Annotated in this window: 10 protein-coding genes, 1 tRNA gene and 2 pseudogenes; 5 read left to right on the forward strand and 8 right to left on the reverse strand. The window is 38.0% G+C overall.

The features are described from left to right. The first annotated feature begins 15 nt into the window (after positions 1 to 15). The 3 genes from R2H34_RS12820 to R2H34_RS12830 all read left to right on the forward strand — a co-directional run bounded on the left by R2H34_RS12820 (position 16) and on the right by R2H34_RS12830 (position 2,368). Entirely contained in the window at positions 16 to 933 is a 918-nt protein-coding gene (locus R2H34_RS12820; protein ID WP_005402178.1) for a patatin-like phospholipase family protein, read from the forward strand. Between the two features lie 106 nt (positions 934 to 1,039). Beyond that, on the forward strand, positions 1,040 to 1,501 hold the full coding sequence (locus R2H34_RS12825) for an NfeD family protein (RefSeq protein WP_318342287.1): 462 nt from the start codon (positions 1,040 to 1,042) through the stop codon (positions 1,499 to 1,501). An 18-nt stretch (positions 1,502 to 1,519) separates the two neighbouring features. Continuing rightward, the gene (locus R2H34_RS12830; RefSeq protein WP_004908506.1) at positions 1,520 to 2,368 is read left to right on the forward strand and encodes an SPFH domain-containing protein; all 849 of its coding nucleotides are present in this window, start codon (positions 1,520 to 1,522) and stop codon (positions 2,366 to 2,368) included. Between the two features lie 69 nt (positions 2,369 to 2,437). Here the strand turns inward: R2H34_RS12830 and R2H34_RS12835 are convergent, their stop codons facing one another. From R2H34_RS12835 to prpF, 3 genes are all read right to left on the reverse strand, one after another. Further along, complete coding sequence (locus R2H34_RS12835) at positions 2,438 to 2,749, reverse strand: DUF3817 domain-containing protein (protein WP_004963712.1); 312 nt, start codon at positions 2,747 to 2,749, stop codon at positions 2,438 to 2,440. Between the two features lie 13 nt (positions 2,750 to 2,762). After that, positions 2,763 to 3,674: a polyprenyl synthetase family protein gene (locus R2H34_RS12840; RefSeq protein WP_042893265.1), complete on the reverse strand. Its 912-nt coding sequence runs from the start codon at positions 3,672 to 3,674 to the stop codon at positions 2,763 to 2,765. Positions 3,675 to 3,830: 156 nt separating this feature from the next. Further along, on the reverse strand, positions 3,831 to 5,018 hold the full coding sequence (prpF, locus tag R2H34_RS12845; protein ID WP_125298189.1) for a 2-methylaconitate cis-trans isomerase PrpF: 1,188 nt from the start codon (positions 5,016 to 5,018) through the stop codon (positions 3,831 to 3,833). A 371-nt stretch (positions 5,019 to 5,389) separates the two neighbouring features. Between prpF and R2H34_RS12850 the strand changes: the two genes are divergently transcribed. Together R2H34_RS12850 and R2H34_RS12855 are read left to right on the forward strand one after the other, a co-directional pair. Then, positions 5,390 to 6,748, forward strand: coding sequence for an amino acid permease (locus R2H34_RS12850; protein ID WP_004908516.1), 1,359 nt, complete (start codon positions 5,390 to 5,392; stop codon positions 6,746 to 6,748). Between the two features lie 72 nt (positions 6,749 to 6,820). After that, a tRNA-Arg gene (locus R2H34_RS12855) sits at positions 6,821 to 6,896 on the forward strand. A gap of 221 nt (positions 6,897 to 7,117) precedes the next feature. Here R2H34_RS12855 and R2H34_RS12860 read toward each other — a convergent pair. From R2H34_RS12860 to R2H34_RS12880, 5 genes and pseudogenes are all read right to left on the reverse strand, one after another. Then, positions 7,118 to 7,926, reverse strand: a pseudogene (locus R2H34_RS12860) (metal-dependent hydrolase). Between the two features lie 388 nt (positions 7,927 to 8,314). Continuing rightward, positions 8,315 to 9,727 carry a glutamine synthetase family protein gene (locus tag R2H34_RS12865; RefSeq protein ID WP_151769422.1) on the reverse strand — a complete coding sequence of 471 codons (1,413 nt, stop codon included), beginning with the start codon at positions 9,725 to 9,727 and terminating at the stop codon, positions 8,315 to 8,317. A 147-nt stretch (positions 9,728 to 9,874) separates the two neighbouring features. After that, positions 9,875 to 10,434 (reverse strand): annotated as a pseudogene (locus R2H34_RS12870) (phosphatase PAP2 family protein). A 195-nt stretch (positions 10,435 to 10,629) separates the two neighbouring features. Further along, complete coding sequence (locus R2H34_RS12875; RefSeq protein ID WP_318342288.1) at positions 10,630 to 11,739, reverse strand: porin; 1,110 nt, start codon at positions 11,737 to 11,739, stop codon at positions 10,630 to 10,632. Between the two features lie 142 nt (positions 11,740 to 11,881). After that, a complete protein-coding gene (locus R2H34_RS12880) occupies positions 11,882 to 13,219 on the reverse strand; it encodes a CitMHS family transporter (RefSeq protein WP_004908617.1) in 1,338 nt (445 codons plus the stop codon). Between the last annotated feature and the right edge of the window lie 326 nt (positions 13,220 to 13,545).

The following is a 13,545-nucleotide window of genomic DNA, read 5'->3' on the forward strand; positions in this document are numbered from 1 at the left end:
TTATCTCCTTTTGATATGAAAATTGCTCAACTCTCCTGTTTAGCACTTGTTAGCTTGACATTATTTGGTTGTGATCAAGTTGCAAAAAAAACGCCACCAACTTCAACCTTAAAAGCACGTGAGCCCGTGATTGCTTTAGCATTAGGCGGTGGCGGTGCTAAAGGCTTTTCACATATTGGCGTCATCAAAGTCCTTGAGTCACATGGCATTAAAGCTAAAATTGTGACCGGCACCAGTGCTGGCAGCTTTGTTGGTAGCATTTATGCAAGTGGGCAAACGCCTTATCAGATGCAAAGTCTTGCATTAAAACTACAAGAGTCTGACATCCGTGATCTCACCTTAAATAGCCAAGGTTTTATCATGGGGCAAAAACTTCAGAATTATGTCAACAGTCAAGTTGCCAACAAACCGATTGAGAAATTCCCAATACGTTTTGCTGCTGTAGCAACTCGTTTAGACAACGGCAAGAAAGCTGAATTTATTAAAGGCAATGCAGGTCAAGCCGTACGTGCATCATGTAGTATTCCAAATGTCTTTGTGCCAACAGTCATCGGTGGTACCAAATATGTCGACGGTGGTTTAGTCAGCCCTATTCCTGTAAAAACAGCGAAAGATATGGGTGCTGATATCGTAATCGCGGTTGATATTTCTGCGCGTCCTACAGGTGATAAACCAATGAATATGTGGGGATTACTAGATCAGACGATTAATATCATGGGTCAGCAAAGTATTAACGAAGAACTTAATCAAGCTACTGTCGTGATTCAGCCGAAAGTCGGTCATCTCGGTGTACTTGATCTAAAATCAAGTAACCAAGCTATCTTAGAAGGTGAAAAGGCGGCTCAAGCCAAGATCACAGCGATCCGAGCTGCAATTACTAACTTCAAAAAATCTCCTGCAGCATTTAAACCTGCCCCTCGACCAAAATTCTAAAACACATTCATTATCTTTATATATTCATAAAGATAATCATCTGTTACAGTGCTAGAGGTGAATATTTTTTCACCTCTATTTACCGTTTAACGATACGAGCAAATCTATGGAATTTGTAGTTGAGCCTTGGCACTGGTTGGTATTAGGTATTTTGTTAATTCTTTCAGAATTGGTATTACCTGCATTTGCTGCACTATGGTTTGGTATAGCAGCAGTGATGGTGTGTATTTTACTTTGGCTTTTCCCAATGATGGGCTTTACCACTCAAGTGATCACTTGGGGGATTTTATCGATTTTATGTACGATTCTTTGGTTTAAATTTATAAAACCACTCTCAATTGATAAGACCAAAGCGGGTTTATCCCGTGAAGCAACCATTGGTCAAGTGGGGATAGTCATCCAAACTGGACTGGATCACAGTCAAATCGTGGTGCGTTTTCCAATGCCTGTACTCGGCTCTGATGAGTGGAACTGTCGAAGCACAGCTCCTGTAAAAGTCGGAGATCGTGTTCGTGTTATTGATATCATGGGTAATGATTTAGTTGTTCAACCGCATAGCACTTCATAAACATAAAGAGGGTTTCTAATGTCTGTCGGTACTATTGTTGTTTTAGCGCTCTTCGCTTTTGTTGGTATAACCATTTTTAAAGGGGTTCGAATTGTTCCCCAAGGTTATAAATGGATTGTTCAACGTCTTGGTAAATACCATACCACGTTGAATCCAGGTCTCAATTTTGTGATTCCATATGTAGATGAAGTTGCATATAAAATCACGACGAAAGATATTGTCTTAGATATTCCATCACAAGAAGTGATCACACGTGATAACGCTGTGTTAGTGATGAATGCAGTTGCTTATATCAATCTGACCACACCAGAAAAAGCTGTGTATGGTATCGAAAACTATACTTGGGCGATTCAAAATCTTGTACAAACTTCTCTGCGCTCGATCGTAGGTGAAATGGATTTGGATGATGCCTTGTCATCACGTGATCATATCAAAGCGAAATTAAAGGCTGCCATTTCAGATGATATTTCTGATTGGGGGATTACACTTAAAACTGTAGAAATTCAAGATATTCAACCATCACATACGATGCAATCTGCAATGGAAGCACAGGCCGCAGCTGAACGTCAGCGTCGTGCAACTGTTACTAAAGCTGATGGTGAAAAACAAGCAGCGATTTTGGAAGCTGAAGGACGTCTCGAAGCCTCTCGTCGTGATGCAGAAGCTCAAGTTGTTCTTGCAGAAGCATCAGAGAAAGCAATTAATATGGTGACCAATGCTGTTGGCGACAAAGAAATTCCTGTTGCTTACCTATTGGGCGAACAATATGTAAAAGCTATGCAAGATATGGCGAAATCGAATAATGCAAAAACAGTGGTTTTACCAGCCGATGTTTTAAATACAATTCGTGGTCTTATGGGACGTTAATTGTTTTTAACGTTTTATTTGCAAAAAAAGCCATGATAATCATGGCTTTTTTTTGTGCTTGAGTTCATCTTACTCTGCGATCAACGTTGAATGATCTTTTTCGGCTAATTGCTTAACTTTACGATCAAAGATAAAAGGGCCAAATGGTAAAATGGCAGCAATCAAGCCCAAATTAAAGATCGACAGAGACCATTTCATTCGATGACAAACAACTAAAAGCATCACAAGGAATAGTACAAATAAAACACCATGCCCCATCCCAATATATTTGACAAAAACAGGATTTCCCCAAATATACTTAATCGGCATGGCAACGCCGAGCAATAATAAAAATGAAATGCCTTCAAGCGTTCCCACAAACCGTAAAGCTTGTACGTTCATATACTTCCCCAAATTAATTTTTTCGATCTAATAAAAATTTAGAAATCTCAATCAGCTCTTTGGCATTTTCACCAAAGTATTCTAATGCTTCAAATGCTTGATCATGTAAGGTTTGTGCATAGGCTTGTGCTTGCTCTAACCCCATTAAAGCAGGATATGTTGATTTTTGGACTTGTTCATCTTTGCCTGCGGTTTTACCTAAGGTTTCAGTGCTCGCCGTAATATCCAAAATGTCATCCTGAACTTGGAAAGCTAGGCCAATGCTCTGACCAAACTGACGTAATTTTGGAATCGCCTGATCTGTGCCAGAGTAAATAGTCACAGCCCCCATCATGATGGCAGCCTGAATTAAAGCACCTGTCTTATTACGGTGAATATTTTCCAATTCATCTTGGGCAACATGCTTACCTTCAGCTTGAAGATCCAAAACCTGACCGCAAACCATCTTCGAACTTGCTGTAGCTAAGATTTGCATTTGCTTGAGAACAATAGCGGCATCTGTACCTTGTGCCTGATCGTCAAATAAACGACTGCCTAAAATCTCAAATGCCATTGATTGCAGAATATCACCTGCCAACAAAGCAGTATCTTCACCAAATGCAACATGACAAGTCGGTTGACCACGACGTAGTAAATCATTATCCATGCAAGGCAAATCATCATGTGCGAGTGAGTAGCAATGAATCAGTTCTACTGCGACAGCTGCACGACGTGCGGCAGCAAAGTTTTGGTTGGCTTGTAACGAAGCAGCCGCATAACATAAAGCTGGGCGGACTCTTTTACCACCAAGCATGACGGCATGGTGAACAGCTGCTTTAAGTGGTTCCGGGAGAGAAAATGCAGCCAATGCTGTCAATAAATCTTGTTGAATACGTTGTTGAGCTTGTTTTAAAACATCCGCATTAACTGGAGAAATAGACGACACAATTGCCTCGAAAAATGAATAAATGAAGAAGTGACAGCATCTGTCAGAATGGCAACATCATATCACTATTTATCCCGATAGATTATCTTTGTATTTTCAAGCTATACAAAATAAAAACACCTCCAAATGGAGGTGTTTAAAACAGATGAATACGGCTTAGAAGGTATCATCTGGTACACGAACCCAACCTTCCATCAGAACACGTGCACTACGACTCATAATGGCTTTTTTCACAGCCCATTTTCCATCAATCAACTCAGCTTGAGCACCAACACGTAACGTGCCTGATGGATGTCCAAAACGAACCGCTTCACGCTCACCACCACCAGCAGCTAAATTCACCAACGTACCAGGAATCGCAGCAGCAGTACCAATTGCAACTGCAGCAGTTCCCATCATGGCATGGTGAAGTTTACCCATTGATAGTGCACGTACTAATAAGTCAACATCAGCAGCTTCAACTGTTTTACCACTTGATGATGTATAGGTTTTTGGTTGAGATACAAAAGCAATCTTCGGAGTATGCTGACGCGCAGCAGCTTCAGAGATATCTTTAATCAAACCCATTTGAACAGCACCATACGCACGGATTTTTTCAAAACGAGCCAATGCTGCGGCATCACTATTAATATGATCTTGTAATTCAGTACCTTGATAACCAATCGCTTCTGCGTTTAAGAAAATAGTTGGAATACCTGCATTAATGAAAGTTGCTTGGAAAGTACCGATCTCAGGTACCACCAATTCATCAACAACATTTCCTGTAGGGAACATATCCCCACCTTCATCACCATCATCAGCAGGATCTAAAAATTCGATTTGAACTTCTGCTGCAGGGAAAGTGACACCATCTAATTCAAAATCACCTGTTTCTTGAACTTGACCATTGGTCACTGGTACGTGCGCAATAATAGTTTTTTGAATATTCTTCTGCCAAATGCGAACTGTGCAAATTCCATTTTCAGGAATACGAGCTGCATCCACCAAACCATTTGAAATTGCAAAAGAACCTACAGCAGCAGTGAGGTTTCCGCAGTTACCACTCCAATCTACAAAAGGCTGATCAATTGAAACCTGTCCAAATAAATAATCAACATCATGTTCAGGCTGTGTACTTTTAGCCAAAATTACCGTTTTACTGGTACTTGAGGTCGCACCTCCCATACCATCGATTTGTTTACCGTATGGGTCAGGACTACCAATCACACGGAGAAGAAGTTGATCACGTGCTTTGCCTGCTACTTGTGCCGCTTCAGGTAAATCATCAAGTTTGAAAAAAACACCCTTACTTGTGCCACCACGCATATATGTTGCAGGGACTTTGATTTGCGGTACTGAGCTCATGTCAATTTCATCCTTTTATCATGTTCTTGGTGCAAGTAAATCTTGAGTCTAAAATTACTGCACAGCAATAAAATATGCCATACGACCAATTGCTTTTCGGTCAATTGTTATGGGTAAAATGTGCTCACTATATTGAGTATTTTTGTACAAATTAACAATGGCATCGAAACATTTATACGCGGTTTAAAAATCAAGTGCCCGATTTAAATGATCAGAAAACAAACTTCACTTAGTTTACTATTCACCCAAATATAAGATTTTAAATGAATTTTAAAAACAACTTTCCAGTCATAGCCCGCCTGTACTTTTACTAGTCGAAAATCATTCAATCTATTAGAATAATCCACTTATTCCTCGTCGAGCTCAGTCCTTTGAACAACGATTCTTCTAAACTTCAGCGTGGACTAAAAAACCGCCATATCCAACTCATCGCGATGGGTGGGGCTATTGGTACGGGCTTATTTTTAGGTTCTGCGCAAGTCATCCAGTCTGCTGGACCATCTATTATTTTGGGTTATGCGATTGGCGGTTTGATTGCTTTTTTAATCATGCGTCAACTCGGTGAAATGATCGTAGAAGAACCTGTAGCAGGTTCATTTAGTCATTTTGCATATCAATATTGGGGTAAATTTCCAGGCTTTTTATCAGGTTGGAATTATTGGATATTGTATATCCTCGTTGCGATGAGTGAGCTCACGGCAGTCGCAAAATATATCAATTACTGGTGGCCTCATATTGCTGCATGGCAGTCAGTTTTATTCTTCTTTGTGATTATTACAGCGATCAATCTCACCAATGTAAAATTCTATGGTGAGTCAGAATTTTGGTTAGCCATTATTAAAGTTACCGCTGTTGTAGCGATGATTTTATTTGGTCTGTTCTTGCTGTTCACTGCGGATGCCAACTCTACGGCTTCATTTACCAACCTTTGGAGTCATGGTGGATTCTTCCCGAATGGGTTTGAAGGTCTATTCTTCATGCTGGCATTCTTGATGTTTGCATTTGGTGGTATTGAATTAATCGGTATGGCAGCGGCTGAAGCCAATGATCCAAAGAAAACGATTCCTAAAGCGATCAACCAAGTTGTGTTGCGTATTCTGATTTTCTACATCGGTTCACTCACAATTTTATTATCACTTGTGCCTTGGAATCAGCTTGATTTAGGTGGATTAGATAAAAGCCCATTTGTAATGATTTTCAGTCAAATGGGAATTGGTTGGGCTGCTCACCTACTTAACTTTATTATTTTAACCGCAGCATTATCTGTATATAACAGTGGTATGTATGCAAACAGCCGCATGTTGTTTGGTTTAGCTGAACAAGGTAATGCACCTAAAGTATTTGCTAAAGTGAATAAACAGGGTGTTCCTGTTCCAGCCGTATTGCTTTCAGCATTGCTCATCTTCGGATGTGTACTTTTAAACTACTTCGTACCAGAAGATGCCTTAGGTCATTTGATGTATGTAGTTGTAGGTGCTTTAGTTTTAAACTGGGCAATGATCAGTTTGACGCATTTGAAATTTAAAGCGATGGTCAAACAAAAAGCATTAACAACGAGCTTCCCTGCTTTATGGTCACCATTCAGCAATTATCTTGTACTCGCATTTATTGCGGTTGTACTTTACATCATGTGGCAGCAAGGCTTTAAAGAATCTGTGCTCATGATTCCAATTTGGATCGTTCTAATGTTTGTGCTCTATCGTGTTTTAAATTTGAAAAATAAGAGCTAAATACAGCTAGTCGGTTTCATCAAAAAGTGATTGCTAAGGCAATCACTTTTTTGTTTATAATCATTTAATTATGCGCTCATAGCTTAACTGGATAGAGCAGTTGCCTCCTAAGCGACCGACGTGGGTTCGAGTCCCGCTGAGCGCACCATTTAGCTGTTGAAGTCAATATTTTTTAATATGGTCTACGCCAGTGAGATAGAAACTCGTACCCTGCATAAAAAGATCAACTTTGTATATTGAAGTAAAAGTTGATAAATCATTTAAGCTTTTTAAAATCCAAAATCAAAAGTAGATAAGCATTTTTATGCCGTAAATTATTCACCAAGCAAACACTAAAAAATACAGTTCGTTTAAATCTCAATCAGTAAATTAGCTAGCTAATAAAGCTCTCGCCTTGATCAATAAATCCTGCTGATCAATCTCAGATGGATGAAAACTTGCTTTATAAAATGCTAAATAGTCAGGTAATAACGCCACATCATGTGGACAAGACCCATAAGTGTTTGTGTGTTCTTGAACAGCTGCTTCGGTGAATATAAGGTATTCTTTCGATCTTGCCAGACTAAATGACCTGTCATTATGATCGTGCTACTGATGAATCCCACCGTAATTGTTCGCATACTTCTACGACGTTGAGCTAAGTTGGCAAAGACTTGCTGATATACATCAAATGCCACATGCTTATGTTCGATTTCTTCAACAGCATGCCAAAGCCAAAGATTCTTCATATTTTCAGATAAGCCTTTAAACATAATATTTGGAAATTCAAGCATATAGCCTGCCATCATCGCCGTAAAATGCTCAAGTGCAACTGTAGCAGCCAATTGACGGCGCTTGCTTAAAGTTCTTAAGCGGATCATTTCCTGCTCATAAGCCTTTTCAAACTTTTTTAGATGATAATCATTGCTTTGCACCAGTTGATTAAACTGCTCATGTGCTCGCGCATGATGCGCCTCTTGCCCAATAAAACCTGAAATATCTTTTTGTAGCTGTTCATCATGGATTTGATCACGCACATTTCGGACGGTTTCAACAAAAAAGCGTTCACCCTGTGGGAAACTCATGGATAGAGCTGTGAGAAAATGTGACATCAAAGTAGATTCAGTGTATTGCGTGGTAATTTTTTCGGCTTTGAATTGCGTTTGGCGCACTGTAATTGTATTCACATCATTTGACATCATCGCTCTCTTCACCCATAACATTTCTGTAAGCAAAGACTAAATCACATTAACAAGTCTTATGACTTACATCTCTTATTGATCTACAACTTCAATCAAAACATTAGCTCAACTATTTGAAATTAAATAGAGGCTATATAAAGTTCCAAATTAGAACCAATGATTAAATTATATCCTCTTCTGAATGCTGTCAATTTGTTTTTCATATACCAGTGTTATTTGTCCCATAAAGACTTGTTATGTCCTTCGATGCGTTATGCCTTAAAATTCATAGAGTTTTGAGCCTAAATTTAACTCATTACAAAGCTATGCCTAAATAAATGCTGTTCCAATTAAAAAAGCATTTAGCAGCTTTTTTTTTGAGTCCGACATCAAAATATGTGATGACTTAAATATCCCAATTTTTTTCAATAGCAGTGATCTGACTCAAGACATGCTGATACTCTGCCTGTTTAACAGTACACCACAATGCAACAAAATCTTGATTTAAATATTCACACATCCAATGATTAGCTTTAAATCTCTTCAATGCATCCATTTGTTCTGTCGGAAGAAAATAATGTTCACCAATCTGCTTAGATTGATTCACCGATTTAGGGATTGCCGATATGTGAGTCAAGCCATGCAGCGTTCCGATTAATATGATGGCGACTGCTAAATACGGATTGCAATCGGCTCCAGCTACTCGATATTCGATTCTTTGATTTTCTGAATCCGCACATGGGATGCGCAGTGCGACATTACGATTATTCCACCCCCAGTTTGCTTCCAAAGGGACATGCTGACCTAACTTAAATCGGCGATATGAATTGAAATTGGGGGCTAAGATCGTCATAGAATCTGGCATAAAATGAATCAATCCACTGATTACATTTAATAATGGCTTTGCAAAGTCACGCTCAGAACAGCTAAAAATATTATGTTTGTTAGCATCAAGTAGACTCATATGAAAATGCATTCCACTCCCTGCTTTATGCAAATCTGGTTTTGCTAAAAAATTAGCTTTAAAGCCATGTTTATTTGCAACTTGTTTAATACTCCGTTTTAACATCAAGATTTGGTCACAGAGCTTCAAAATATCAGTTCCATGCGGCAGATTAATTTCATACTGATCTGACGATGACTCAGAAACGATTCCAGTAATATGTATTCCCTGTATTTGAGCAATCATTTCTATTTCATCCAACACTGCTTGAATATCAGCATTTGGGTTTAAATCAAAACATTGTTTAGGGATGGCTGACTTTTGGCTCTCTTGGGATAAAGGCTGTAAGTAAAACTCAAGCTCAGCAGCGATATATGGAAAATAATCTAACTGATGTAATTGATTCAGCAATTTCTTTAAAATATTGCGCGGTTCATAACGACAATCTTGTAAATTATTTTCTTTCATCGTTAAGAGTAACTGGGCATTGATATGTGGATCTATGGGATTGGGATGTAATGACCCCAACACAGGTACACATAAATAATCTGGTTCACCGACAAATTTGCCTAGTCCAGTTTCCTCAACAACATTTCCATCCAAACTCATGGCGTAAATAGACAGCGGTAGATAACAACCCTTATCTAAGCTTTTGAGACAACTGATATCTATCCTTTTGCCTCGTAAATGCCCATTGAGATCGTAAAGGAAAATATCGACGTGCTTAGTATTAGGATAAGTATTTAAATAGCTATCCACTTCATTGAGGAAGCTGTGATTAAGAATGGAGTCATTAACCCTACTGCGTGCAATTAAGGGTTGAAGATTATTATTAATTTTAGTCGCAGAATTTATCTCAGCTAATGCTGCACTCATGGCTATAGACCTAAGTTATTTCGATCTAATCAGCTTAGTGAATGCAACAAAAGTTGTAACGTAAAGACTTTATAAATTATTTTACCTATCCAGTAAAAAAATCATAAATTCAAAAAGGTAAAATGAATATTAAATCGCATTTTCTATTTAATCAAACAACTGCTGTAGCCTCATTCGTCTTATACGCAAGCTCATTTCTTTCAACATATAGTTGCTAAAAACAACCAGTAAAAAGCCGATTAAAAACGAACCAACCACATCAAATGGAAAATGAACTCCGACATAAATTCTAGATAAACCAACAACCAGACTGACGAACAAGCCAATAATTCCAATTGTCTTAAATCCAGCAAGTAGATAAGCAAATGCAATAATGACAACGGTTAGCGTATGCTGACTAGGAAAAGATGAACTCAGGCCATGCCCAATCAACTTATGTCCCAAATCCAACTGAAATGGACGAGGATGATGATAAAAATATTCGATTAAGTCACCTAATATCAAAGAGATAAGCACTATAAATAAGGTTTTAGCAAAGATTAGATGATGTGTTTTCCATTTTAGAACCAACATCAGAACCAGCAAACTGATAAAAACAGTATTTAGATCATCCGCTAAAAAACTGCGATCTTGTCTATGATAGGGAATTGGGTCGCAAGTGAATTGATACTATGAAACAAATAAATATTTGTTTCCTCAAAGATCATATTATGTTTATCCACGGTCTTGATATCTATCACAAAGAAACTCGTTTTAATGTAGGCAAGTAAGATGAAAGAATGATGAAATCATTATACTTCACTATTCACATTATTATTGATATCAAAAACTTACTTTTGTAACTGAGAATTATTCTTGCAAATAGAAGCATTTAGAACTATTTGCAAGAATGTCTTATCGATTTAAAATTTAAATTCTAAGCCAGTACCCACAACAGGTTGCTTATCCTTAGCATCAGCCTGTTCAAAAGTTGAATAACCTGTATATCCGTAGACTTTAACTTGTTTGTTGAAAGCATAGTCTAAACCCAACAACATTTGCTGAGCATCAAAATCTGCCTGTTCTGTTTTAAATGAAGTCGAATTCTGACTGTACTGAGCTTTGACTGTCCAATTGGCATAATTTGGTACTTTGTACTCAGCACCAATCAACCAACCATTAGAATTATCAATATTTGCAGCAGCTTCATCATTTCCAAGTTTGTTTTCAACCTCAGAAGTTTGATAAAGCGCTTTGATCATCAATCCCTCAACAGGTGTGATTCGACCAATCAATCGCAATGTATTTGCCGCTGCAAAAACCTCATCTACATTGGTTTCTGTATCTTTTGCATTTAATAAACCGTGTCCCAAAAAATCACTTGGAATAGCTTTGTCATAACCAACGCCAAGTAAAAATAATGGATGGGTATAACTCAAAGAAGCAGACCATGCATCCCCTAATCCACGTCCAGCCGTATTTACACCACCGCGTTTATCATCTTCAATACCTCGACTCTCGCCAGTAGCCAACAAAACACTGGCTTCAATATTACCGCCTTGAAAAGCAAGCTCTGGAGAGTCGTACACCACCACATTATTGACACGATTTTCTCCTGTCATAATGCCTGTGATATCGGCTTTATTACTTATATAGTTATTAAAACTATCGACAGGACTAGATAACTCTTTGAGCGGAGTATTATGTTTACCGACTTTGATAGTACCTAAATGCTGATCTTTTAAACCAATATAACGATTTCTTTGAGACCAATCAGTCTTGTCGCCATCAGCATAAAATGCCCACTCTGCTAAATAGACAGCGCTCAAACGATCAGATAATTTTTCTTCGCCTTTAATGCCTAAAAATGAACTATTGCTATTAATTTTCCATACATCGCGATCAGATGAGTTAGCATTATTTTCAGGTAAATAATCTAAACTTGCATCTATCTCACCATAGAGTTTTGGTGCTGCAAATGTTGAACTAGTGACAACACTTAAAATCGCTGCACATACAATTTTCATCTTCATTCTAGTCATCCTAACCATCTAAAAAATACAAAAAGAACCCATATTTCGCTGATATCAGCAAAATTATGATTTAAAAAAGAATTGTGAGTACTTGAGAAAACTCATGTATTTCAATCTACACATGAGTTTTCCGAGAATTTAATTACATATGATAAAAAGGGAAAACACCGAAAATCAAAGCACTACCCATCAATACGCAACAGGTAATAAATGCCCATTTCAAAGTGAATTTTTGATGATCTGCCAATTCTACAGCCGCCAAACCACACAACAAATAAGTTGAAGGAACAAGTGGTGATAATAAGTGTATCGGCTGACCAATAATCGATGCGCGCGCAATCTCAACAGGTGGAATACCATAATGCGAAGCCGCTTCAGCTAAAATCGGTAGCACACCGAAGTAAAAAGCATCATTCGACATAAAGAATGTGAGTGGCATACTCAATACACCTGTAATCGGTGCAAGATAAGGTCCCATACTTGGTGGAATAATCGCGACGAAGCCTTTTGACATCGCTTCAACCATACCTGTACCCGATAAGATGCCCGTAAATACGCCCGCCGCAAAAATCACACCCACAACTGCAAGCACACTGTCTGCATGCATCGCGATACGCTTTTTCTGCATATTTACGCATGGATAATTCACAACCAAAGCAATACAGAAACCAAGCATGAATAAGATCGACATCGGTAAAATCCCTTTCACCAAAGATGCCATCAACAACAAGGTTAAAATACCGTTGAACCAGCGTAAATGTGGACGTTGCGCATCAGGGTCTTTTGAGATCGAGATATCATCAGCATGACTAATATCTACCAGCTCAATAACACCTAAACGTTTACGTTCGTACATACCATACAGATAAGCCAAGAAAAATAGCCAAGCAGCCGCAACGATCATCGAGGGAATCATTGGAATGAATACTTCACTTGCATCCACTTGCAGCGCGCTTGCGGCACGTGCTGTTGGACCACCCCACGGCGTAAGATTCATAACTCCACTACACAACAACATCAAACAAGTCATAATTAGTGGATTCATGCCGACCCGTTTATATAGTGGCATCATGGCTGCAACACAGATCATGTAGGTCGTGGAACCATCACCATCTAAGGAAACCAATAAGGTTAGAAAAACAGTTCCTAGGGTAATTTTGAGTGGATCACCTTTGACTTTCTTCAGAATCCATCTAACCGATGGGTCAAACAACCCTGTATCAATCATCAATGCAAAATAAAGGATTGCAAAAAGAAGCATTACGCCCGTTGGTGCAAGTTTTTTAATACCATCTAACATGGTATTGCCGAGCTCGGCTAATTGAATATGACTAAGACTTTCAAAATAAAAACCCAATCCCCATGCAATAATTGCAAATAAAAATGGGATTAAAATTAATGCAACTAACGCACTAAGACGTTTTGACATGATCAAATACATAAAGCACATGATCATGCTAATACCTAAAAAAGTAAGCATTTTAAGCAATCCTTAGCATAATTAATATTGTGACTGGTTAACTCCTAACCCAGCCGAGATTCTATGCGATAGAAATCAAAATAATTCATTTAATTTTATTATAACAATCAACAAATACATTCACATGAAAAATAAACAAAAAACACATAATATCAACAATAAAAAACAAGTTATTGATTTTAATGCTTTTATACAAAAACAAATGCAACCAAATGATAAAAAGTTGGTAAAAATAATATTTAAAAATACTATATATTTACCACATCTATGCAATATAATAGTGCAAATATTGGTTATTTTTTAACTATTTTATTAATATGACAATT

The organism is Acinetobacter sp. 16 (genome assembly GCF_033439925.1).
Taxonomy (GTDB): Bacteria; Pseudomonadota; Gammaproteobacteria; order Pseudomonadales; family Moraxellaceae; genus Acinetobacter; species Acinetobacter junii.

Coding starts and splice junctions, on each gene's coding strand:
- R2H34_RS12820 (WP_005402178.1), top strand. CDS start 16: ATGAAAATTGCTCAACTCTCCTGTTTAGCACTTGTTAGCTTGACATTA.
- R2H34_RS12825 (WP_318342287.1), top strand. CDS start 1,040: ATGGAATTTGTAGTTGAGCCTTGGCACTGGTTGGTATTAGGTATTTTG.
- R2H34_RS12830 (WP_004908506.1), top strand. CDS start 1,520: ATGTCTGTCGGTACTATTGTTGTTTTAGCGCTCTTCGCTTTTGTTGGT.
- R2H34_RS12835 (WP_004963712.1), bottom strand. CDS start 2,749: ATGAACGTACAAGCTTTACGGTTTGTGGGAACGCTTGAAGGCATTTCA.
- prpF (WP_125298189.1), bottom strand. CDS start 5,018: ATGAGCTCAGTACCGCAAATCAAAGTCCCTGCAACATATATGCGTGGT.
- R2H34_RS12865 (WP_151769422.1), bottom strand. CDS start 9,727: ATGAGTGCAGCATTAGCTGAGATAAATTCTGCGACTAAAATTAATAAT.
- R2H34_RS12875 (WP_318342288.1), bottom strand. CDS start 11,739: ATGAAGATGAAAATTGTATGTGCAGCGATTTTAAGTGTTGTCACTAGT.
- R2H34_RS12880 (WP_004908617.1), bottom strand. CDS start 13,219: ATGCTTACTTTTTTAGGTATTAGCATGATCATGTGCTTTATGTATTTG.